Source organism: Arthrobacter sp. WCS2018Hpa-7, from assembly GCF_031843805.1.
Classification (GTDB): Bacteria; Actinomycetota; Actinomycetes; order Actinomycetales; family Micrococcaceae; genus Arthrobacter.
This window is the reverse complement of the sequence record NZ_JAVTJB010000014.1, coordinates 47,665-67,905: the sequence shown is the minus strand read 5'-3', so window position 1 is coordinate 67,905 and position 20,241 is coordinate 47,665. Positions and strand designations below refer to the sequence as shown.

Sequence of the window (20,241 nt, the reverse complement as noted above, 5' to 3'; positions counted from 1 at the left end):
GCAGTGGTTGACGTGACCACCAGAGTCTTGATACAAAGCTTATAACGCTCTGAGAAAACGCTTTCTCATGATTCTTCCCATACGAAGCCGGGCCGTCAAGCGGTTCACTCCTGCCTTTTGAAAGGGGCATCCCACATGGTCACCGTCGACTCAGCCGAGACCCAGACCGAAACGGCCACACCCACAGCCCAGGCCGAAGGCGGCAAGCGGACACGCATCGCCCTCATCGGCACCGGTGGCCGCTCGGAAATGTACATCCGGGCCATCTACGGGCAGCACTCGGACGTTGCAGAACTTATTGCGCTCTCCGACGTCAACCAGGGCCGGGTGGACTTCTACCAGGAGCTCATCAAGGAGCTTGGCGGAACGGAGCCCGTTGCATCCTTCGAGCCGGGCCAGCTCACCAGCTTCATCCAGTCCAACGACATCGAGCGCGTCATCGTCACGACGCCCGACTACACCCACGCGGACTACATCGTTGAGGCGCTCGAGGCCGGTGCCGACGTCGTGGTTGAAAAGCCGCTGACGATCGACGTCGACGGCTGCCGCCGCATCACCGAAACCGTGGCGAAAACCGGCAAAAACGTGGTGGTGACGTTCAACTACCGCTACTCGCCCCGCAACACGGCACTGAAGGAAGTCATCCAGAACGGCGTGATTGGCAAGGTCACCTCCATCGACTTCAGCTGGGTCCTGGACACTGTGCACGGCGCCGACTACTTCCGCCGCTGGCACCGTGAAAAGAAGAACTCCGGCGGCCTGCTCATCCACAAGGCCTCCCACCACTTCGACCTGGTCAACTGGTGGATCAACGATGTTCCGGAGCGAGTCTTTGCCTCCGGCGGCCTGCGCTTTTACGGCGACAAGAACGCTGCAGAGCGCGGCCTGGGAGCCCGGCCGGAGCGCGGCACCGTTGATGGCCTCGAGCACGATCCCTTCCGCCTGGACATGCGCGACGACGAGCGACTGAAGGCCCTGTACTACGACAACGAAAAGTTTGACGGCTACATCCGTGACCAGGACGTCTTCACCGAGGGCATCACCATCGAGGACAACCTGGCCCTCGTGGTGGACTACCAGGGCGGCCCGACGCTGAGCTACTCCCTTAACGCCCACAGCCCGTGGGAAGGCTACCGCGTCACCGTCAACGGCACCGAAGGCCGGGCCGAACTCGAAGTGGTGGAACGCGCCGCCGTCGAGTCCAGCACCGACAAGAAGACCGTGGTGGACCCGAGCGCCACTCCCATCGAGGAAGAGGACGCCGTACGCCGCAACGGTGAACGCCTGGTGGTCCAGCGCCACTGGGAGGCTGCCTACGAAGTTCCGATCGTCAACGGCGAAGGCGGCCACGGCGGCGGTGACAACCTGCTGCTCTCGGACCTCTTCAACGGTCCCGGCATTGATCCTCTGGGCCGTCCATCCGGTTACATCGACGGACTCCGTTCCGTGTCGGTGGGCATCGCCGGCAACCAGTCCCTGGAGACCGACCAGCCCGTCCGTATCAGCGAACTTGGCCTCGGCGCCGACCTCAGCCGCAGCCAGGCCTGACCGGTTCACTACCAAACAAGGACAAGACCATGAGCAGGATTTTCGTCACCGGAGGTTCCGGTCGCCTCGGACGCAGCGTTGTGGCTGGACTGGCAGACGCCGGCCACAAGGTGATCTCGGTGGACCGGGACGCCATTCCCGCGGAGCAGCTGCCCGCCGGAGCCGAGCAGTACACCGCTGATCTTTTGGCACCGGGGGAAGCGGAGCGGCTCATCCGCGAAACAGCGCCCGACGCCGTCATCCACCTCGCTGCTATTGCCGTACCTTTCAGCGCACCCGAGGACGTCATTTTCAGCACGAACACCCGGCTCGCCTACGCGGTGGTCAGTGCGGCCACCGACGCGGGCGTCCCGAAGATCGTGACGGCGTCCAGCCCCACCGCCCTGGGCTATGGCTCACCGGCCGGGTGGCTGCCGCCGTCGTTCCCCCTGAACGAGCAGACGCCGCCCACGCCGTGGAACGCCTACGCGCTGTCCAAGCTGATCGCCGAGCAAACCGTGCAGATGTTCGCCGCAGCACAGGGCGACAAGATCCGGTATGCGGCTTTCCGCCCGTGCTACGTCCTGTCCCCGGAAGAATGGGAAGGCGCCCTGACGCAACAGGGGCACACCATCCGGCAGCGCCTGGACGATCCCGCACTGTCCGCACCGGCCTTGTTCAACTACGTGGACGCACGGGATGTGGCCGACTTCCTGGACGTGCTGTTGGAGAAGATGGACAGCATCCCCAACGGCCAGGTCTTCTTTGTGGGCGCCAAGGATGCCTTGGCTACAGCGCCCTTGGCGGAATTGTTCCCGCGCTTCCTGCCGGGCAGCGGGCCCCTCACCGAACAGCTGACCGGCACCAGCCCGGCGTTCTCCATCGACAAAGCCCGCGAGCTCCTTGGCTGGGAACCCAAGCGTTCGTGGCGCACTGAACTCACCCCGCCGTACGAAGGCGCGGATACCGCATCCGGCCAAGAGAACCACCAAGCAGCACTCAAACCCGCAGCACTCAATGACGAGAACCACGCCGGCCTGGTCCCGGCGGGAGCAACCAAGGAGACCCCATGAATTTCGACGGCGTACTGTTCTTCCCCGTCACTCCCTTCGCTGAAGACGGCACCGTGGATGTGGCGTTGCTGAAGGAGCACATCACCTCCCGCCTGCCGTTCGGCCCGGGCGGGGTCTTCCCCGCCTGCGGCACCGGTGAATTCCATGCGCTCTCCATCGATGAGATCCGCACCGTGGTGACCGCCGCCGTCGAGGCTGTTGCTGGAGCTGTTCCCGTGGTCTCCGGTGCCGGTGGACCGCTGGGTCACGCCATCGCGGCAGCCAAGGTCGCCGAGGAAGCCGGCGCGGATGCCCTCCTGGTGCTCCCGCCGTACCTCGTTACCGGTCCCACGGACGGTGTTGTGGCCTACGTCGAGGCCATCGCCGCCGCGAGCAGCCTGCCGGTGATCGTGTACCACCGCGGCACGGCCAAGTTCACCGCCGAGGCGATCACGCGCCTCACCGCCAACCCGAAGGTTGTGGGCTTCAAGGACGGAATCGGCGACGTCGGCCTGGCCCAGGAAATCGTCTCCGCGATCAACGCCAGCGGCCGCACTGACTTCGCCTTGTTCAACGGCCTGTTGACCGCAGAGCTGACCCAGGGTGCCTACCGTGGCCTTGGCATCCCGCTCTACTCCTCGGCAGCGTTCGCCATGGCACCGGAAATCGCCAAGGCTTACTACGACGCCTACGTCTCCGGTGATGAAGAGCGCCGTCACGCGTTGCTCGAAGGTTTCTACGCTCCGCTGGTCCGGCTCCGCGACCAGACCCCGGGCTTTGGCGTTTCCCTCATCAAGGCAGGCCTGCGGCTTGCCGGGCTGCCCGTTGGCCCGGTCCGTCCTCCGCTGGTGGACCCCAGCGAAGAACAACTGCTGGAGCTCAAGTCCATCCTGGCCAAGGGCCACGAGCTGGCCGGCAGCTGATGCCGGCCCGCATCACGGGCCTCACCACCCGGCTGATCACGGTCCCGCTGCTGCGCAGCTGGGGTGCCGAGGCGCCCGAGAACCATGTGATCGTCACCGAACTGACCACGGACGACGGCGGCACGGGCCACGGATTCTCGTGGACACCCACCGTTGGTCCCCAGGCGGTCAAAGCCCTTCTGGATTACGACATTGCACCGTTCATCCTTGGCCTCGAAGCCAACCCGGAGATCGTGTGGGACCAGCTCTGGAAGCGGCTGCATGAGGCCGGCGGGGGAGGCCTCACCACCATCGCGATGGCCGGCGTGGACCTGGCCCTGTGGGACCTGAAAGCACGGCAGGCCGGCACCTCGGTCACGGGGCTGTTGGGCCAGCGCCGGGAATCGGTGGAGGTTTACGGCTCTGGCGTGAACCTGCATTACACCTTGGAGCAGCTCGTGGAGCAGGCGCAGCGATGGGTTGCTGCCGGGCATAATGCCGTGAAGATCAAGGTGGGCAAGCCCGAACTCCGGGAAGATGCCGAACGCGTCGCCGCGGTCCGGCAGGTCATCGGTCCGGACCGGTTGCTCATGATCGACGCCAACCAGCGTTGGGACCTGGCCCATACCTTCCGTGCCTTGGACGTTTTGGGGGAGTACGGACTGGAATGGCTGGAAGAACCGATCCGGGCCGACGACCTCTGGGCCTACCGGCGTTTGCGCAAGCACTCTCCGGTACCCATTGCCTTGGGGGAAAACGTGCACACCATCTACCGTTTCCGCGATTTCATCGAAGCCGAAGCCGTGGACATCATCCAGCCCAACATCGTCCGGGTGGGCGGCATTACGCCGTTCCGCAGGATCGTTGAGCTGGCCCGGGCCAACAGCATCAGGGTGGCGCCGCACCTGCTTCCGGAGCTCTCCGGGCAGCTGGCGCTCACCCTTGCCGAAGCCGTGAGCGTGGAGGACGTGGAAGACGCGTCCTTCGAGCAACTCGGACTATTGGCCGGGCCTTCGCCGGTACGGATCACCAACAGCAACGGCCAGAGCACCCTAAGCAGCACAGGCCGGCCCGGGCTGGGCTTTGAGTTCACCGCGAAACAGCCCGCCCCTGAGACCGCCGCCCCTGAGAGTAAAGGAAACCGCATTGAGTACAGCAACTCTTGACCTGACAGCCATCACCGCCGCAGCCACCGAAGCCGCAAAGGTGACCGCAGCAGCAACCGATGCCGAGCGCGCGGCCTGGCTGACCGCTGTCGCCGATGCCCTGGACGCCAACGTGACCGAACTGGTGGCCATCGCCGATTCCGAGACGAGCCTGGGGACCGTCCGGCTCACCGGCGAGGTGGCCAGGACCAGCGGTCAGCTGAGGCTGTTCGCCAACGTGATCACCGAGGGCTCCTACCTTGAGGCCGTCATTGACCACGCCGATCCGACGTCCACCCCGCCGAAGCCCGACCTGCGCCGCATCCTGCGACCCATCGGCCCTGTGGCGGTGTTCTCGGCGTCGAACTTCCCATTCGCTTTCTCCGTGGCCGGCGGCGACACCGCCTCCGCGCTGGCCGTGGGTTGCCCGGTGATCGTCAAGGCGCACTCCGGCCACATCCGGCTCTCTGAGCGGACTGCCGAGGTTGTCAGCGAAGCTCTGGCCAAGGCCGGAGCGCCGGAAGGGATCTTCGCCCTGGTCAGCGGCCGCGAGGCAGGCACAGCCCTGGTCGAGGATCCCGCCATCAAGGCCGTTGGCTTCACCGGCTCCATTCCCGGTGGGCGAGCCCTGTTTGATCTCGCGGCCTCCCGTCCGGAGCCGATTCCGTTCTATGGTGAGCTCGGCAGCCTGAACCCCGTGGTTATCACTGCGGATGCCTTGGCCGAACGTGGCCAGCAGCTCGCCGCGGGCTTGGCGGGCTCGTTCACGATGGGCGCCGGCCAGTTCTGCACCAAGCCGGGCCTGGTCTTCATCCCGGCCGGCACGGACTTTGCCTCACACCTGGCCGAGGCCAGCAAGGACAAGCCCACCGCTGCCATGCTCACCGAGCGCATCGCCGAGGCCTACCCGGACGGGCTCCGTAACGTCGCAGACCAGCCAGGGGTCGCCGTCGTCAGTGGCACTGTGCAGCAGAACAGCCTGGCCGACGGCGCCGCACCCGTGGTGTTCTCCACCAGTGCAGCCAACGTGCTGGAGCGCCCCGAAGAGCTGTTGGAGGAGTGCTTCGGCCCCACCACGCTGCTTATCGAGTACGCCAACCAGGAGGAACTGTCCGCAGCCCTTGCAAAGGTTCCGGGCAGCCTCACGGGCACCGTTCACGCGGAACCGGGTGAAGATGTATCTGCACTTGTGGAGCAGCTCAGCGGTTTGGCTGGCAGGGTCCTGTTCGATGGCTGGCCCACGGGTGTTGCCGTGAACTGGGCCCAGCAGCACGGCGGTCCGTACCCGGCCACCACATCGCTGTTCACCTCCGTGGGAGCTACCGCCGTACGCCGCTTCCAGCGTCCGGTGGCCTACCAGGATGCTCCGGAGACGGTCCTGCACCCGGCCTTGCACGACGCCAACCCGCTGGGCATCCCGCGCCGCGTGGACGGCGTGCTGACGCTCAGCTAACCCCCCGCCCGCACCCAACTAAGTCGCAGTTAATGTCGTTCTGAGCCCTCAAAACGACATTAACTGCGACTTACTTGGGTAAGCGCACACGATAAAGGGGCGGGGTCACCATCACGGTGACCCCGCCCCTTTTGCGTTGGGTGCAGGTGCTACGGGCGCAGCGTCAGCGGACGACGGCGGCCGTCCACGTCGGTGGTCGGCCACCGGTCGTCGGTGGTCAGGACGCGCACGCCGGAATCCGTGAGCAGGACAGTGTCCTCGATCTTCACACCAGGGCCGGACGGGTTCCACGTGAAGGGCTGGTTGAGCACCACCGCGTCCGTCACATCTGCCGTGACCCGGGGATCGCGGCCTGCGTAACCTGCCGGCCCGCCCTGGTGGTGCAGCGTCCACTGATCCTCGCCGAAACCATGCCGTGCATAAGCCAGCTTGATCTCGGCGAAGATCTCATTGAGCCGGGCTCCGGGGACAGTGGCACGGAAGATGTCCGCCTCCACGGCAGCAATCCGGGCCTCGGCGTCGAGCTCGTGGGGAGTGCCGGCGTCGAACGCCACCCACCGGGTCACGTTGGCAACCAAGCCATTCCGGCGGGCGCACACCACGGCCATGGCACGCCGTCCGATGGGGGAGTGCGTGGCCAGCGGATGGCGGAAGTCGCTGCGGGAAGCACCGTTGCAGAGCAGGACCAGCGGTTCGGCTCCCACCGCCACAATCCGCGCGGCCAGGTCCGAAACGAGCTGGAACTCCGTGGTCTCCGGGGTTGCCGCGGTGAGGACATCGGTCATGGCCGTGGCGGCATCAGCGGACAGTTCGGCATAACGGGCAGCCTCGGCCGGGAGCAGTTCCTGGCGGGCCGCGCGCAGTTCCGCGGTGACGGCTGCTTCCACCAAGGGGTCACCATCAACGGCCAGCCCGGCCGCGACCGCATGCAGTTGGCCATGCCACGGCACGGTGTGAAGGCTGACGCCACCGGGCAATTCCTCGGCAGCGATGCGCCCGGCCTCGTTGTTGAACGTCACCAGGTGGTCGCCGTCGCGGTCCACCAGAAGGGCTGCGATGGGGTCGCCGGCCAGGCTGATGTGGACCCGGCTCCCGTCCAGGTACCAGGTGAGCGCTGTGTTGGACGTCAGAAGGAGCGAATCCCGGCCGGCGGCGTCCAGGATGTCCAACACGCGGCGGCGCTTCACTGCGCGGTCTGCGGCGTTGCCGGGCGCGGTGTTGCCGGGCGCCGTGCGGGCTGGCGCCGCTGCGCTCACCGTCGTTGGTGCCTGCGTTGGCGCTTGGCCGGTGAACGGCGTGGATTGAGTAGGCGTGGTCATGCCGGTTCCCCCAAAGTTGAGATGAGTTGTTCAATGTCTTGTGTTGCCAGGAAGCCATCCGTGACGAGCACGGTGACGGTCCTGTGGACAGGGTGGCCGGGTTCGGCCGATACCGGGCGGTCCCAGGCCAGGGAAAGGCCGACGCCGGGATAGCCCGAGTGCCGCACGAACCACAGGTCCGGCGCTTGCGGTGAGGCAAGGAACACCAGGGTTGCCGGGTGACCCAGCCCGGGGTCGCCGGTGACGTGCGCGGCGCCGGCTGTTCCGGCGTCGAACGTTCCCGACCACGCCAACCACGGCGCCGCGGTGCCGTGAACAGCGTCCTCACCGCGTGAATCCGGGGTCCAGATGGTGGCGTCGCTGACTTTCGGCAGCCGCCAGAAGAAGCCTCCGTAACCACCTTGCGGCCGCCCGTTGGAACCCGGGCTGCCCAGCAGCACCGGGCGTCCGGTGGCGGACTCCAGCGTGAAGTCCAGCGTCAGTTTCCATGCTGAAGGCCCGACGGCGGCCCAGCGCCATTCGCGCTGTTCGCGGAGTACCGGTGATCCGTCGGAACCGAGCCAGCTCAACTGTTCACGCCGCTGCCCCTCGGAGTGGTCAACGGACTCCGTGACGATGCGGCCGTGGTCCTTCCGCCAGACGTAGGCGCCGGCATCCCGGGTGTAGGTGCGCCCGCCCCAGAAGTTGATGCCGTCCACGTCCTGGATGGCGACGCCCGCGCCCAGATGCCACACGTGGTCTTCCGGGACATGATCCGTCACCACGGTCCCCGCAAGTGTTCGCACTGGGTGCAGGTAAGGCCGGGGTGACGACGTGGGGCGGATGCTCGTTCCGTCCTGGAGCGTGGCGACGTGCGTGCCATCGACGCGGAATTCCGGCAGTTTCGAAGGGGCGGCCCCGGAGCCTGCAGCGGCACCTGTCCAGGGCACTCCGAGCTCGGCAAACGTGGCTTGCCCCAGCGCTGCCCGGCGGATCAACGATTCGATGCCGTGCACCACGGGGTGGGCGTCGTCGCCCTCGCCTTCCCACGTGACAAAGTCCGGGTGGATCAGCCGGGGAGCCTCCGCAGTGCGGATCGCCTCGAGCACCGACACATACGCGCCGACGCCACTGAGGGGGCTGAGGAGATCCTCCTCGCTGCCGGCGGACAGCAGGTTCTCCAGCAGGTCGGTCCGTCCGAAGGTCTTGGTCCTGACCCCCTGGGGCGTGGTGATCTCCACGCGGTCCTCGGTATAGAAGAGCGTCAGCTGCCCCACCGTGCCGTAGACGGTGACTGCAGGTGCCGATTGCACCGGTGCGCACAACGTCAAGGCGCACGTCAGCACAGGTCCTCCCGCCAACCCAGTGCCTTTGGTGGTTCGGACCCTCACTACTGAGGTGTCGTCGCTCTCGGTGTCATTGGCCCGGTAGAGGTCCGTCTCCACGGAGGCAACGTCGGAGACCGTTCGTGCCCCGGCAAGCCGCAGCCCCGTAGCCACAGCGTGTGCCAAGGCATTGGTGACCACACCGTCCACCACGTCGGTCCCGTTCAGGCTGCGCGTGCCGGCCCAACGGGAACGCTTGAAGTAAGACTGGGTCCTCAGCCACAAACCTGTTGCGCTGAGCCCGCGGACCTCTCCAATCTCACCGGCGGCCACCAGCGCTTCAATGGCGGGGAGGGCCTCGGAGCCCAGGCTTTGGAAGCCCACCTGCACCAGGCGGCCGGCGCTCGCGGCTGCTGCCATGACCTGTTGGTATTGCTCCATGGAGGCCACCGGGGGCTTTTCAAGGTACACGTTGGCGCCGGCCTTGAGCGCCGCCAGGGCCAGGGGAGCGTGCGTTTGGATCGGCGTGGAAATGATCACGACATCCGGCTCGACTCCTGCCGCCAACAGCTCATCCAGGGAAGGGAAGACCTCAACGCCAGGGCCAAGTTTTCCGTCGGCGGGAGGACGCGGATCGGCGACGGCCACCAGATCCAGCGTGCCGGCCGAAGCCAGCCGATCCAGGTTGGCGAGGTGCCGTTCGCCGAAGCCGTGGACACCCACCAGTGCGACACGGGGGAGCCGGGAGTGAACCTCCGCAGCGGAGGCTGTTAAGGGCTGGGTCATGAGGCTGTCCTAGTGAGGTCAGGTGCGGGGGAATTGCCGGATTGGGTGGGTTTCAGGGCTGCGGCAAGGAAGACCGCGGCCTCGTCCTGCATGGCCTGGGTGAAGACGTGGGGTTCGGGCCAAAGGCTGCCGGTGTACCGGGCGGGCAGGTGCTCCATCAGGTGCTGGTGGGCATCGCGCATTCCCTGTTCCGGGAAAAGCTGGTCAGCCATGCCGTATTGGACCAGGACCTTGGCGTCGGAGCGCACGGCCAGGTCCGGCCAGTCCCCCAGCTTCGAGAGACCGGGGGAGTGAAGCAACCATGAGTGGGCATCCAGGTACGCCGGCAGCAGCGAGCCAAAGGTGGTCATCATGCACGTCACTACGTAGCTGCGGATCAGGGGACTCAAGGCAGCGAGCACCATGGCACGCCCGCCTCCGCCGGAGAAACCGAGGCAGCCGAGCCGTTCGGAATCCACCCCTGGGAGCGTCGCGAGGATGCCCAGCGCGGCAAGGTCGTCGTGCGCTGCGGTTCCGGCGACGCTGCTGCCGAGCAGCGTCGCGGCTTTGGCCACGGTTTCCTCGTGGGCAGCTGCTGCCGCGTTGTACTGTTCAGCTGCGGAAGGTTCGACGCCGGACTCCCGCCAGAGTGCCCGCTGGCCGTTGACGGCGGTGGCGGTCCGCCAGGGCAGGGTGTCCAGGCCAAAGCCCCGGCTTCCCCACATGAAGGTGTCGTGGGCCAGCACTGCGAAGCCCTGCTGTGCCATCCATGTGGCGAGTGCGCGGCCGTCATATAGCTTCTTTCGCACCTCGGCCGGGATGGGGCCAAAGGGACGCAGCGCCTGGCCGGAGCCGCCCGCGTTGGAGGCACCGCCGTCGTGATCTTCTTTGTCGGCCGGAAGTGAGTTGCCCGGAAGGGACACGAGCCGCTCCGCGCCGTAGGCCTTGACTCCACCATGGCAGTGCAGGGCGAGGATGCCCGGCAGCGGGCCGGTTTCCCCGGTGGGCCGAACGAACCAGGCCGATGTCCTCGGCCCAAAGCCCAACTGCCAGGACAAGTGGGAGGTGGTGACGTCGTCGTGCGCTGTTTCGGAGTGCACCGTGTACTCAAGGTCCGGTGTTACGGAAGGTACGCCAAGTGTGTCGGCCAGTTGCTGCGCGGCCGGAGAAGCCGCGGTGAAGCGATGGCGGAGGGCGTAGTCCGGCCAGTCTTCGTAGCGCGCCAATGCGCTTGGACGGGTGGGTGTATCTGCCATGTCAGCAGCGCTCACGGCAGTCGCAGTCGGTGGGGAACAATGGTGTCCTGACTTTTCGATGCGTCGAGGGTGTGCGGGGGCGCACGCCGGGCGTCTTCAGCGTGGGGAAATCGGATGGGGCGGCTTCATCAGAAAACGCTTTCTCAAAAATTAGCAAAAGGCTGTACATGGGTCAAGAAAACGTTTACTTTGGTACGGAGCCGCTGAAGCCCGGGACCTGAATCCCGGCCCCTCAGGGGAAGCGCCGGAACATCGGCGCCCCGGAAGGCAAGCACCAACCAGACTCGAAGTGCGTGGATGGCCACGATGACCAAAGGAGACCACATGGCCGCTGTATTACACACGGGGACGCCGCAAGGCGTTCGCGGGCCGGCGAGGGGGAAACGATGAGCGCTATTGGCGAACTCTCGACAATGACCCGCCGCAAGGGCCCCATGACCAAGGAGGAAAAGAAGGCGAACGGCCGCGACAACAAGGCAGCGTACATCTTCCTTTCGCCATGGTTGGTGGGTTTGGTGGCCATCACTGTTGGCCCCATGTTGATGTCGTTGTACTTGTCCTTCACGGACTACAACCTTCTGCAGCCGCCTGAGTGGGTAGGCCTGGATAACTTCGTCCGCATGTTCGGCGATGCCCGTCTTCACAACTCGCTGGGTGTGACCTTCACGTACGTGCTGGTGGGTGTTCCGCTCCAGTTGGCGGTGGCACTGATCATCGCGCTGGTCCTGGACAAAGGTCTCCGCGGACTTCCGTTCTACCGTTCCATCTTCTACTTGCCGTCCCTGCTGGGCGGCTCCGTTGCCGTTGCCATCCTGTGGAAGCAGATCTTCGGCACCACCGGCCTGGTCAACCAGGTCCTGGCGATGGTGGGCATCGAAGGCCCCGGTTGGATCTCAGACCCCAACACCGCCCTTGGCTCCATCATCCTGCTGCACGTCTGGACCTTCGGCAGCCCCATGATCATCTTCCTGGCCGGCCTGCGCCAGATCCCTGTGATGTATTACGAGGCAGCCGAAGTTGATGGCGCCACCACATTGCAGAAGTTCTGGCGGATCACCCTTCCGATGCTGAGCCCCATCATCTTCTTCAACCTGGTGCTGCAGATCATCGGTTCGTTCCAGTCGTTCACCCAGGCGTTCATCGTCTCCGGCGGCAACGGCGGCCCGTCCGACTCCACCATGTTCTTCACCCTGTACCTGTACCAAAAGGGCTTCGGCCAGTTCGATATGGGTTACGCCTCAGCGATGGCCTGGTTCCTGCTGGTCATCATCGGTGTCTTCACTGCCATCAACTTCATCGCTTCAAAGTATTGGGTGTTCTACGATGACTAAACTCCAGACCCTCCCCGCAGCTTCCTCCGACGCCAAGGCTGGCAAGTCCGGAAAGAGCCCGCGCCGCCGCGAGTCCCGTGGCAGCCTCGCTTTCAGCCGCAGTGCCCGCATCAAAGGTTTGATCAAGCACGCCATCCTGATCATCGTGGGCGGTGTGATGATCTACCCGCTGCTGTGGATGGTGGTTTCCTCCCTGCGGCCCAACGATCTCATCTTCCGCGAACCCGGCCTCTGGCTGGAGAACCTGGAAATGAGCAACTACACCGATGGCTGGTCCGCGCTGACCCACCCGTTCGGGCATTACATGATCAACTCGGCGATCGTGGTCCTGGGCTCCATCCTGGGCAACCTGATCTCCTGCTCCATGGCGGCCTACGCTTTCGCCCGGCTGCAGTTCAGCGGCAAGAAGATCTTCTTCGGCATCATGCTGCTGACCATCATGCTCCCGTTCCACGTGGTGATTGTGCCCCAGTACATCCTGTTCTCCCAGATCGGCTGGGTGAACACCTTCTGGCCGCTGATCGTACCCAAGCTCCTGGCCACTGACGCGTTCTTCGTGTTCCTCATGGTCCAGTTCATCCGCGGTATCCCGAAGGACCTCGATGAAGCAGCACGCATCGACGGCGCCGGCCACCCCAGGATCTTCCTCCGCGTGATCCTGCCCCTGATGGTCCCGGCCCTGGCCACTACCACCATCTTCACGTTCATCTGGACCTGGAACGACTTCTTCGGAGCCCTCATTTACCTGACGGACCCGGACATGTTTACCGTCCCTGTGGCACTGCGGGCATTCGTTGACTCGCAGTCGGCCACCAGTTGGGGATCGCTCTTCGCGATGTCCATCGTGTCCCTGCTCCCCGTGTTCCTCGTCTTCCTGTTCGGCCAGCGGTTCCTCATTAAGGGCATCGCCACCACCGGCATCAAATAGGCCGCGAGTATCGCCGGAAGAGGGCGGCGGTTGCCGCCCCCTTTTGGCGAGTGACGCCCGGGGCCAGGTGTCGACGGCGGTGCGTACCGCCGTCGACATGCGCGCCGACGACACTGGGTACCGGCGTCGAGCCTTTGAACAACTAAGACAAGTTTGCATCTTGTAATACAAGATTGTGACTTGTATCATAATCATCAGTAAGAAAACGCTTTCCCAATCGCATCAGGATCAATGAAGATCGGAGACAACAGTGCCGGTACATCCCAAAGGTGAGGCAGTCGCCCCCGTAGCAGGGTCAACAGCTTCGGCTCCCGCAGCCCAGGCTCCCAAAGCCCGGCGTAACAAGCGCAAACTTCGCGCCTCGGCGTTGGTCGCTGCCACGGCAGCAGCCGTCCTCGCCCTCACCGCTTGCGGCGGCGGCGGAGGATCGGACGCCAAGAGCGCCGACGGCAAGGTGGAGCTGCGCTTCGCTTGGTGGGGCGGCGACAAGCGGGCCCAGGTAACCCAGGCGGCCATCGCTGCGTTTGAAGCCGAGAACCCCAACATCAAGATCAAGCCCGAGTATGGCGACTGGAGCGGCTACTGGGACAAGCTGGCCACCCAAGTGGCAGCCAACGATGCTCCTGACATCATCCAGATGGACGAAAAGTACATCACCGAGTACTCCACCCGCGGCGCCCTGTTGGACCTCTCCAAGTACCAGATCGACACCTCCAAGCTCGACGAAGCCGCGCTGGAAGCCGGCAAGGGCGAGAAAGGCCTGACCGGCATCGCTGCAGGCATCAACGCCGCAACCATCTTGGCCAACCCGGCAGTCTTCCAGGCAGCAGGCGTCGCCATTCCGGATGACAAGACCTGGACCTGGGAAGACTTCGAGCGCGTTGCCGCCGAGGTCACCGCCAAGTCGCCCAAGGGCACCTACGGCGCCGCCGCCTACGGCACGGATGAAGCATCCCTCGGAGTATGGCTCCGCCAGAACGGCAAGTCCCTCTACACGGAGGACGGCAAGCTGGGCTTTGAGCCTTCGGACATCGCCGAATGGTGGGGCTTCCTGAAGGAACTCAGCGAGAAGAAGGCTGTTCCGTCGGCATCGGAGGTTGTTGAAGCCGAAGCCGCTCCGCTGGACCAGAGTGGTCTGGCTACCGGCAAGAACGGCCTGGCTTTCTGGTGGTCCAACCAGCTCCCGGCACTCGAGAAGGCTGCCGGCGGCGAACTCCAGATCCTGCGCTTCCCGTCCAAGACGGGCAAGGCTGAAGACGCCAAGCTCTGGTACAAGGCTTCCCAGTTCTGGTCCGCGTCATCGCGTACCAAGCACCCGGAAGAGACTGCCAAGTTCATCGACTTCCTGACCAACAACGTCAAGGCCGGCGAGGCTCTGCTGGCAGACCGCGGCGTGTACCCGAACTCCGAGATCCGTGAGGCCATCGCACCCAAGCTGGCCAAGGCCGACGTCAAGGTTGTCAGCTTCATTGACGGGATCAAGGGCGAACTTGGCGAAGCGCCTGCAGCACCGCCGAAGGGCGCTGGTTCCATCCAGGAAATTGTGAAGCGGTACACCTCGGAGGTCCTGTTCAACAGGCTCTCCACTGAAGAGGCCGGCAAGAAGGCTGTGGACGAAATGAAGTCCGCCATCAGCTAACTTTTCCTCAGAAAACAACCGCGCCCCGGACGGATCATTCGTGATCCGGCGGGGCGCGGTTTTTTCGTGTGCGTCAGCCTTCGTGTGCCGGCCCAACTGGGTAGCAGATCATGTCGTTCTGACGCGTGAGAACGGCATGATCTGCTACTTACTTGGGTTAATCTTCCGCGATGACAGCCACGGCTCCGGCGGGGACGACTCCGGTGAAGCGCAGGCCGCTGAGCAGTTCGGCGCCGTCGGCCTTGACCGTGAGGTCTTCCCTGCTGTGGTTGATGGCGAACAGGAAGCTGCGGCCGTCGTCGGAGCGCCGGCGGGAAAGTTCGACGCCGGCAGTCGCCTCGGCCACGGCCGTCACCCCGGCGTCGTCCACCAGTCGAGCGGTCAGGGCATCGATGCCGGCGGCATCCGGGAGCGTGGCGAGGTACCAGGCCGAACCGTTTCCGACGGATCGACGCGTCAGTGCCGGGACGCCGTCGAGCGGGTAGTCGGTGAAGGTCGCCAGGACCTCGGCCGAAGCGCCGGCGGACCCGGCAACGTGCACGTGCTCGCTCCACACGGAGCCGGAAGTTCCATCGCTCAACGTGACCGAGGTGCCGGGGAACAGCGGGTGGAATTCCTCGCTGCGTATGCCCAGCAAGTCACGGAAAGCGCCGGGGTAACCGCCCAAACGGACGTGGTCGCGCTCGTCGACGATGCCGCTGAAGTAGCTGATCAGGACCGTGGCGCCACGGTCCGCAGCGGCGGAAATCGAAGCAGCGGCCTGGTCCGTCACGGAGTACAAGGTGCAGACCAGGATGAGGTCGTAGCCTGCGAGGTCCGCTGAGGGATGGACGAAGTCCGCGGTGATTCCGCGGAGGTACAGGGAGCGGTGGAACGCCCGCATCGTATCGAGGTATTTCAGCGAATTGTTGGGGTGCGAGTCCAGCTCCGACGCCCACCAGGCCTCGTAATCGAACACGATAGCCACCCGGGACTCCACCCGGGATCCCTTGACGGGTTCCAGCCTGGCCAGTGCCTCGCCGAGGTCCACCACATTGCGCCACACCTGGGTGTCGCGGCCACCGTGGGGAACCATGGCTGAGTGGAATTTCTCCGAGCCTGCCTTGCTCTGCCGCCACTGGAAGAACATCACGGCATCGGCACCGCGCGCCACGTGGGCGAGTGAGTTGCGGAGCATTTCGCCGGGCATCTTGGGCTGGTTGTGCGGCTGCCAGTTGACGGCCGACGTGGAGTGTTCCATCAGGATCCAGGGCTGTCCGCCTGCTACGCCACGGGTGAGGTCTGCGCTGAACGCGAGCTCGATTTCGCGTTCCGGGTCCGCGGCCACCAGATAGTGGTCGTTGGCAATCACGTCCATGTCCTTGGACCAGTCAAAGTAGTCCAGGGCCTTGGTGGCGCTGGAGACCATGAAGTTGGTGGTAGCCGGGATGGCCGGGGTGACCTCGCGGATCACGGCCAGCAGTTCGCGGTAGTAGTCCATGAACACCCACGAGTTGAAGCGGGCAAAGTCCAGTTGCTGGCCCGGGTTGAGGGTGGTGGGAGCCGCGCCCGGCGGGATGATGTCAGCAAATGAGGCGTAGTGCTGGGACCAGAACGCTGTTCCCCAGGCCTCGTTCAGGGCCTCGATGGAGCCGTAGCGCCGCCCCAGCCAAGCCCGGAAAGCGGCGGCGTCTTCTTCTCCGTGGAACTCGCCAACGTGGCAGCCAAGTTCGTTGTCCACGTGCCACAGCGCCAGGGCGGGGTGGTCCTTGTAGCGTTCGGCGATAACCCGCATCATGGCGGTGGCGTACTTGCGATAGACAGCCGACGACGGCGTGTAGTGGCGTCGCGAGCCACGTTCCAGCCGCACTCCTTCCGCGGTGACGGGAAGGATCTCGGGGTATGCGCGGGCAAGCCAGGCCGGGGGAGAAGCGGTGGCGGTAGCGAGGGCCACTTTGATTCCGGCTCCATGGAGGTTGTCCAGGACATCGTCCAGCCAGCCGAAGTCGTAGTTGCCTTCGGTGGGTTCCAGAAGTCCCCAGGAGAAGATGGCGACGCTCAGGAAGTTCACGCCGGCTTCCTTCATCAGCTCGATGTCTTCCAGCCGGATGTCTTCGGGCCACTGCTCAGGGTTGTAGTCGCCACCGTAGGCGAGTCCGTCGATGCTGTTCCAGACAGGTGCGCTGCTGGTGTTTTCGGGGGAGGTCAAGGTGACTCCTTCGTCATGGTGGCGGTTTCAGTCTCTGCTGTGGCCGGAGCGTATGCAAGCAGCGTACCGATGAAATCACTGCGAAGCAGGTTCTTTGGAAAACGCTTGCCCAGATTGATAATTAGGGATATTGTATCGATTCAGAACGAGTGTAAGCGAGATCACTGCCACGTTGTAGAGAACTCGACCAGCTTGCACCAACTGAGCAAGGAGGCTCTCATGATCGATAGAAGGAAATTCCTGGGTACGGTGGCTCTGGGCACTGCGTCTGCCGCGTTCCTGGCCGCGTGTGGCCAGTCTTCGTCACCGGCCCAGACTGGTTCGGCGGAGAACCCCGTCACCATCACGTACACGTGGTGGGGCAATGACGACCGTGCCGAGCGCACCCGTAAGGCCATTGCGTTGTTTGAGTCCAAGAACCCTGACGTGAAGGTCAACGGCAACTTCTCGGACTTCGCGGGGTACTGGCAGAAGCGGGCCACGGAGGCTGCCGGCGGTGGCTTGCCGGACGTGATGCAGTGGGATTTGTCCTACCTGCGGGATTACGGCCAGCGGAACCAGCTCCTGGATCTGGGCACGGTAAAGATCAACACGGACGCGTTCGATAAGTCCCTCCTTCCCTCGGGCCAGATCCGAGGCAAGACCTACGGCATCCCCACCAGCACCAATGCCTTCGCGGTGTATTACGACCCCGCCAAGCTCGCTTCGCTGGGTATCGCGGAGCCGGATGGTTCCTGGAACTACAAGGAGTTCAACACCTTCCTGGCCGAGGTTGGCGCGAAGGGCAACGGCACCTTGTTCGGCGGCACCGACTACACGGGTATTTGGTGGAACTTCAACATCTGGTTGCGGCAGAACAACATCCAGGCCTTCACCGATGAAGGAAAGCTTGGTTTCTCCAAGGATGACCTGAAGAAGTGGTGGAACCTCACCGCGGACCTGCGCGGTACCGGTGCGATTGTGGGCGAGGACAAGGCTACCCAGCTGCTGCCCAAGTCCCCGTTCGGTTCCAACGTGACCGCCACTGAGGTCACTTGGGATAACTTCATGGCCGGTTACCTCGCCGACTCCGGCGCCAAGGAACTCAAACTCGTCCCGGTCCCCTCGGATGATCCGGATAACCTGGGCCTGTTCCTCAAGCCCTCCATGCTGATGGTGGCCAGCGCCAAGACCAAGAACAAGGACGCTGCTGCCCGGTTCATTGACTTCATGGTCAACGATCCCGAGGTGGGCCAGATCTTCAAGACCTCCCGCGGTGTTCCGGCGTCGAAGACCCAGCGCGACGGCACCACGTTCGAAGGCACGGACAAGCTGGTGGTGGACTACGAGAAGTCCATCGAGAAGTACCTCAAGGATGCCCCGGAGCCGCCCATTGTTGGTTTCGGCACCCTGGAGTCCACGTTCAAGCGGGTCACGCAGGACCTGAACTACGGCAAGTTGACCGTGGACGGCGCAGCTGATGCGTGGTTCAAGGAAGCCGAAGACCTTATCAAGCAGAACGCCTGATTCAGACCTTCTGTGTCTGATCCCGGCCTTCCTAACTGACGGATTATTCTCGTGACGCAAAGCCCAACCCTGAGCAGGCGTGCCGCCTCCGCTCCCACGCCGCCGCGCAAATCGCGGCGGCGTGGGGCGGACACCCGCGCCGGTTACACCTTCCTGTTGCCGTGGCTGCTGGGATTCATCGCCCTGACCGTGGGCCCGATGATTTCCTCGCTGTACCTGTCCTTCACCAACTACAACCTCTTCGATGCCCCCAAGTGGATCGGTGTCGATAACTACGTCACCCTCTTCCAGGACGAACGGTTCCTGCAGTCGGTGGGCGTGACCATGCAGTACGTGGTCTTCGGAACCCCGCTCAAGCTCGCGGCGGCGTTGGCGATCGCGATGCTGCTCAACAGCAAACGCAAGGGGCAGGGTTTCTACCGGTCCGCGTTCTACGCACCCTCGCTGATCGGTGCTTCGGTATCCATCGCGATCGTCTGGAAGGCCATGTTCGGCGATTCCGGCCCGGTGGACCAGGGCTTGTCCTTCTTCGGGATCAACCTTGGCGGCTGGGTGGGCAACCCCAACATGACCATGGGCATGATGATCCTGCTGACCGTCTGGCAGTTCGGCGCCCCCATGGTGATCTTCCTGGCCGGCCTGAAGCAGATCCCCACGGACCTGTATGAGGCCGCCTCGATGGACGGCGCCGGCCCGGTCCGGAAGTTCATCAACATCACCTGGCCCATGCTCTCCCCGGTGATCTTCTTCAACCTGCTCATGGAAACCATCCACGCGTTCCAGATCTTCGCCTCGGCCTACATCATTTCCAACGGTGAAGGCGGCCCGGCAGGCTCCACCCTCTTCTACACCCTCTACCTGTACTTGCGCGGTTTCTCCGATTTCCGGATGGGTTACGCCTCGGCCATGGCCTGGCTCCTGGTGATCGTGGTCGGCATCATCACGCTGATCTTCTTCAAGACCTCCAAGTCCTGGGTCCACTACAGCGGTGATTCGAAATGACAACCATGGCAACACCCACCCAAAACCAACCCACCACGCCCGCCACCCCGGCACCGGTCTACAACCCGAAGTCCGAGTCCACCACGGTCAAACGGATCAAGAGCACCATCTTCCACATCGTCGCCCTGGCTTTGGTGGCCATGGTCCTCTACCCGGCCCTGTGGATGATCTCCGCGTCCTTCAAGCCGAACTCCGAGATCGGCGGCGCCAACAACGCGTTGTGGTCGGCCAACTTCAGCGTCAACAACTTCATCACGGCCATGGAAGGCATCGGCGGGGTCTCCACCCTGACGTTCTTCACCAACTCGTTGATCCTGGCTGTCGGCGCCGTCGTCGGAACGGTCCTCTCGGCGTCCATCTCGGCCTACGCGTTCGCCCGGATCAACTTCCCCGGCCGCGGACTGTTCTTCGGCATGATGATCGCCACGCTGCTGTTGCCCTTCCACGTGGTCATCATCCCGCAGTACATCGTGTTCCAGCAGCTTGGCCTGGTGGACACCTACGTGCCCTTGCTGATCGGCAAGTTCCTCGCCGCGGACGCGTTCTTCGTGTTCCTCATGGTCCAGTTCATGCGTGGCCTCCCGGCCGAACTGGACGAAGCAGCCAGGATCGACGGTGCAGGGCACGTCCGGATCTTCGGGTCCATCATGCTCCCGCTCATGAAACCGGCCCTGATCTCCACCTCGATCTTCTCCTTCATCTGGAGCTGGAACGACTTCCTCGGCCCGCTGCTCTACCTCAACACCCCCGAAAAATACCCGCTGCCACTCGCGCTGCGGCTCTTCGTGGACCAAACCCAGTCCTCGGACTACGGCGCCATGATCGCCATGTCCGTCCTGGCCCTCCTCCCGGTCCTGGTCTTCTTCCTCGTCTTCCAGCGCTACATCGTCGAAGGCGTCTCCACACAAGGCCTCAAAGGCTAAG

15 protein-coding genes are annotated in these 20,241 nt (G+C 64.2%); 11 read left to right on the top strand and 4 right to left on the bottom strand.

Going from position 1 to position 20,241, the window contains the following annotated elements; translation table 11 throughout:
- The first annotated feature begins 135 nt into the window (after positions 1 to 135).
- The 5 genes from RQH14_RS15345 to RQH14_RS15325 are packed head-to-tail and all read left to right on the top strand — an operon-like array spanning position 136 to position 6,079.
- Positions 136 to 1,548 (top strand): Gfo/Idh/MocA family oxidoreductase, encoded by a 1,413-nt coding sequence (locus tag RQH14_RS15345; RefSeq protein WP_311214036.1) that lies wholly within the window; start codon positions 136 to 138, stop codon positions 1,546 to 1,548.
- 29 nt (positions 1,549 to 1,577) lie between these two features.
- Positions 1,578 to 2,600, top strand: a complete 1,023-nt coding sequence (locus tag RQH14_RS15340) for an NAD(P)-dependent oxidoreductase (protein WP_311214035.1) — start codon at positions 1,578 to 1,580, stop codon at positions 2,598 to 2,600.
- Positions 2,597 to 3,502, top strand: a complete 906-nt coding sequence (locus RQH14_RS15335; RefSeq protein ID WP_311214034.1) for a 5-dehydro-4-deoxyglucarate dehydratase — start codon at positions 2,597 to 2,599, stop codon at positions 3,500 to 3,502. Before RQH14_RS15340 ends, RQH14_RS15335 begins: the two co-directional genes overlap by 4 nt.
- On the top strand, positions 3,502 to 4,647 hold the full coding sequence (locus RQH14_RS15330) for a mandelate racemase/muconate lactonizing enzyme family protein (RefSeq protein WP_311214033.1): 1,146 nt from the start codon (positions 3,502 to 3,504) through the stop codon (positions 4,645 to 4,647). The genes RQH14_RS15335 and RQH14_RS15330 overlap by 1 nt, the downstream gene beginning before the upstream one ends.
- On the top strand, positions 4,628 to 6,079 hold the full coding sequence (locus RQH14_RS15325; protein ID WP_311214032.1) for an aldehyde dehydrogenase (NADP(+)): 1,452 nt from the start codon (positions 4,628 to 4,630) through the stop codon (positions 6,077 to 6,079). The genes RQH14_RS15330 and RQH14_RS15325 overlap by 20 nt, the downstream gene beginning before the upstream one ends.
- A gap of 149 nt (positions 6,080 to 6,228) precedes the next feature.
- Here the strand turns inward: RQH14_RS15325 and RQH14_RS15320 are convergent, their stop codons facing one another.
- From RQH14_RS15320 to RQH14_RS15310, 3 genes are read right to left on the bottom strand one after another with little or no spacing between them, the layout of a single operon-like run.
- Positions 6,229 to 7,398, bottom strand: coding sequence for a M24 family metallopeptidase (locus tag RQH14_RS15320; protein WP_311214031.1), 1,170 nt, complete (start codon positions 7,396 to 7,398; stop codon positions 6,229 to 6,231).
- Positions 7,395 to 9,488: a DUF6807 family protein gene (locus RQH14_RS15315; RefSeq protein ID WP_311214030.1), complete on the bottom strand. Its 2,094-nt coding sequence runs from the start codon at positions 9,486 to 9,488 to the stop codon at positions 7,395 to 7,397. Before RQH14_RS15315 ends, RQH14_RS15320 begins: the two co-directional genes overlap by 4 nt.
- On the bottom strand, positions 9,485 to 10,723 hold the full coding sequence (locus RQH14_RS15310; protein ID WP_311214029.1) for a dienelactone hydrolase family protein: 1,239 nt from the start codon (positions 10,721 to 10,723) through the stop codon (positions 9,485 to 9,487). Before RQH14_RS15310 ends, RQH14_RS15315 begins: the two co-directional genes overlap by 4 nt.
- Positions 10,724 to 11,109: 386 nt before the next feature.
- Here RQH14_RS15310 and RQH14_RS15305 point away from each other — a divergent pair, with 386 nt between their 5' ends.
- The 3 genes from RQH14_RS15305 to RQH14_RS15295 all read left to right on the top strand — a co-directional run bounded on the left by RQH14_RS15305 (position 11,110) and on the right by RQH14_RS15295 (position 14,621).
- Positions 11,110 to 12,054 carry a sugar ABC transporter permease gene (locus tag RQH14_RS15305; protein WP_311214028.1) on the top strand — a complete coding sequence of 315 codons (945 nt, stop codon included), beginning with the start codon at positions 11,110 to 11,112 and terminating at the stop codon, positions 12,052 to 12,054.
- Entirely contained in the window at positions 12,047 to 12,982 is a 936-nt protein-coding gene (locus RQH14_RS15300; protein ID WP_311214027.1) for a carbohydrate ABC transporter permease, read from the top strand. The genes RQH14_RS15305 and RQH14_RS15300 overlap by 8 nt, the downstream gene beginning before the upstream one ends.
- 250 nt (positions 12,983 to 13,232) lie before the next feature.
- Positions 13,233 to 14,621: an extracellular solute-binding protein gene (locus tag RQH14_RS15295; RefSeq protein ID WP_311214026.1), complete on the top strand. Its 1,389-nt coding sequence runs from the start codon at positions 13,233 to 13,235 to the stop codon at positions 14,619 to 14,621.
- Positions 14,622 to 14,778: 157 nt separating this feature from the next.
- Here the strand turns inward: RQH14_RS15295 and RQH14_RS15290 are convergent, their stop codons facing one another.
- Positions 14,779 to 16,809: a beta-galactosidase gene (locus RQH14_RS15290; RefSeq protein WP_311214025.1), complete on the bottom strand. Its 2,031-nt coding sequence runs from the start codon at positions 16,807 to 16,809 to the stop codon at positions 14,779 to 14,781.
- A gap of 219 nt (positions 16,810 to 17,028) precedes the next feature.
- Between RQH14_RS15290 and RQH14_RS15285 the strand changes: the two genes are divergently transcribed.
- Genes RQH14_RS15285 through RQH14_RS15275 form a run of 3 tightly spaced genes read left to right on the top strand, consistent with a single transcriptional unit; the run spans position 17,029 to position 20,240 of the window.
- A complete protein-coding gene (locus RQH14_RS15285) occupies positions 17,029 to 18,315 on the top strand; it encodes an ABC transporter substrate-binding protein (RefSeq protein WP_311214024.1) in 1,287 nt (428 codons plus the stop codon).
- Positions 18,316 to 18,366: 51 nt separating this feature from the next.
- Positions 18,367 to 19,317, top strand: a complete 951-nt coding sequence (locus tag RQH14_RS15280; RefSeq protein ID WP_311214023.1) for a sugar ABC transporter permease — start codon at positions 18,367 to 18,369, stop codon at positions 19,315 to 19,317.
- Positions 19,314 to 20,240, top strand: coding sequence for a carbohydrate ABC transporter permease (locus tag RQH14_RS15275; RefSeq protein WP_311214022.1), 927 nt, complete (start codon positions 19,314 to 19,316; stop codon positions 20,238 to 20,240). The genes RQH14_RS15280 and RQH14_RS15275 overlap by 4 nt, the downstream gene beginning before the upstream one ends.
- Position 20,241: the final 1 nt, after the last annotated feature.

Coding starts and splice junctions, on each gene's coding strand:
- RQH14_RS15345 (WP_311214036.1), top strand. CDS start 136: ATGGTCACCGTCGACTCAGCCGAGACCCAGACCGAAACGGCCACACCC.
- RQH14_RS15315 (WP_311214030.1), bottom strand. CDS start 9,488: ATGACCCAGCCCTTAACAGCCTCCGCTGCGGAGGTTCACTCCCGGCTC.
- RQH14_RS15335 (WP_311214034.1), top strand. CDS start 2,597: ATGAATTTCGACGGCGTACTGTTCTTCCCCGTCACTCCCTTCGCTGAA.
- RQH14_RS15285 (WP_311214024.1), top strand. CDS start 17,029: ATGATCGATAGAAGGAAATTCCTGGGTACGGTGGCTCTGGGCACTGCG.
- RQH14_RS15275 (WP_311214022.1), top strand. CDS start 19,314: ATGACAACCATGGCAACACCCACCCAAAACCAACCCACCACGCCCGCC.
- RQH14_RS15330 (WP_311214033.1), top strand. CDS start 3,502: ATGCCGGCCCGCATCACGGGCCTCACCACCCGGCTGATCACGGTCCCG.
- RQH14_RS15320 (WP_311214031.1), bottom strand. CDS start 7,398: ATGACCACGCCTACTCAATCCACGCCGTTCACCGGCCAAGCGCCAACG.
- RQH14_RS15310 (WP_311214029.1), bottom strand. CDS start 10,723: ATGGCAGATACACCCACCCGTCCAAGCGCATTGGCGCGCTACGAAGAC.
- RQH14_RS15340 (WP_311214035.1), top strand. CDS start 1,578: ATGAGCAGGATTTTCGTCACCGGAGGTTCCGGTCGCCTCGGACGCAGC.
- RQH14_RS15300 (WP_311214027.1), top strand. CDS start 12,047: ATGACTAAACTCCAGACCCTCCCCGCAGCTTCCTCCGACGCCAAGGCT.
- RQH14_RS15305 (WP_311214028.1), top strand. CDS start 11,110: ATGAGCGCTATTGGCGAACTCTCGACAATGACCCGCCGCAAGGGCCCC.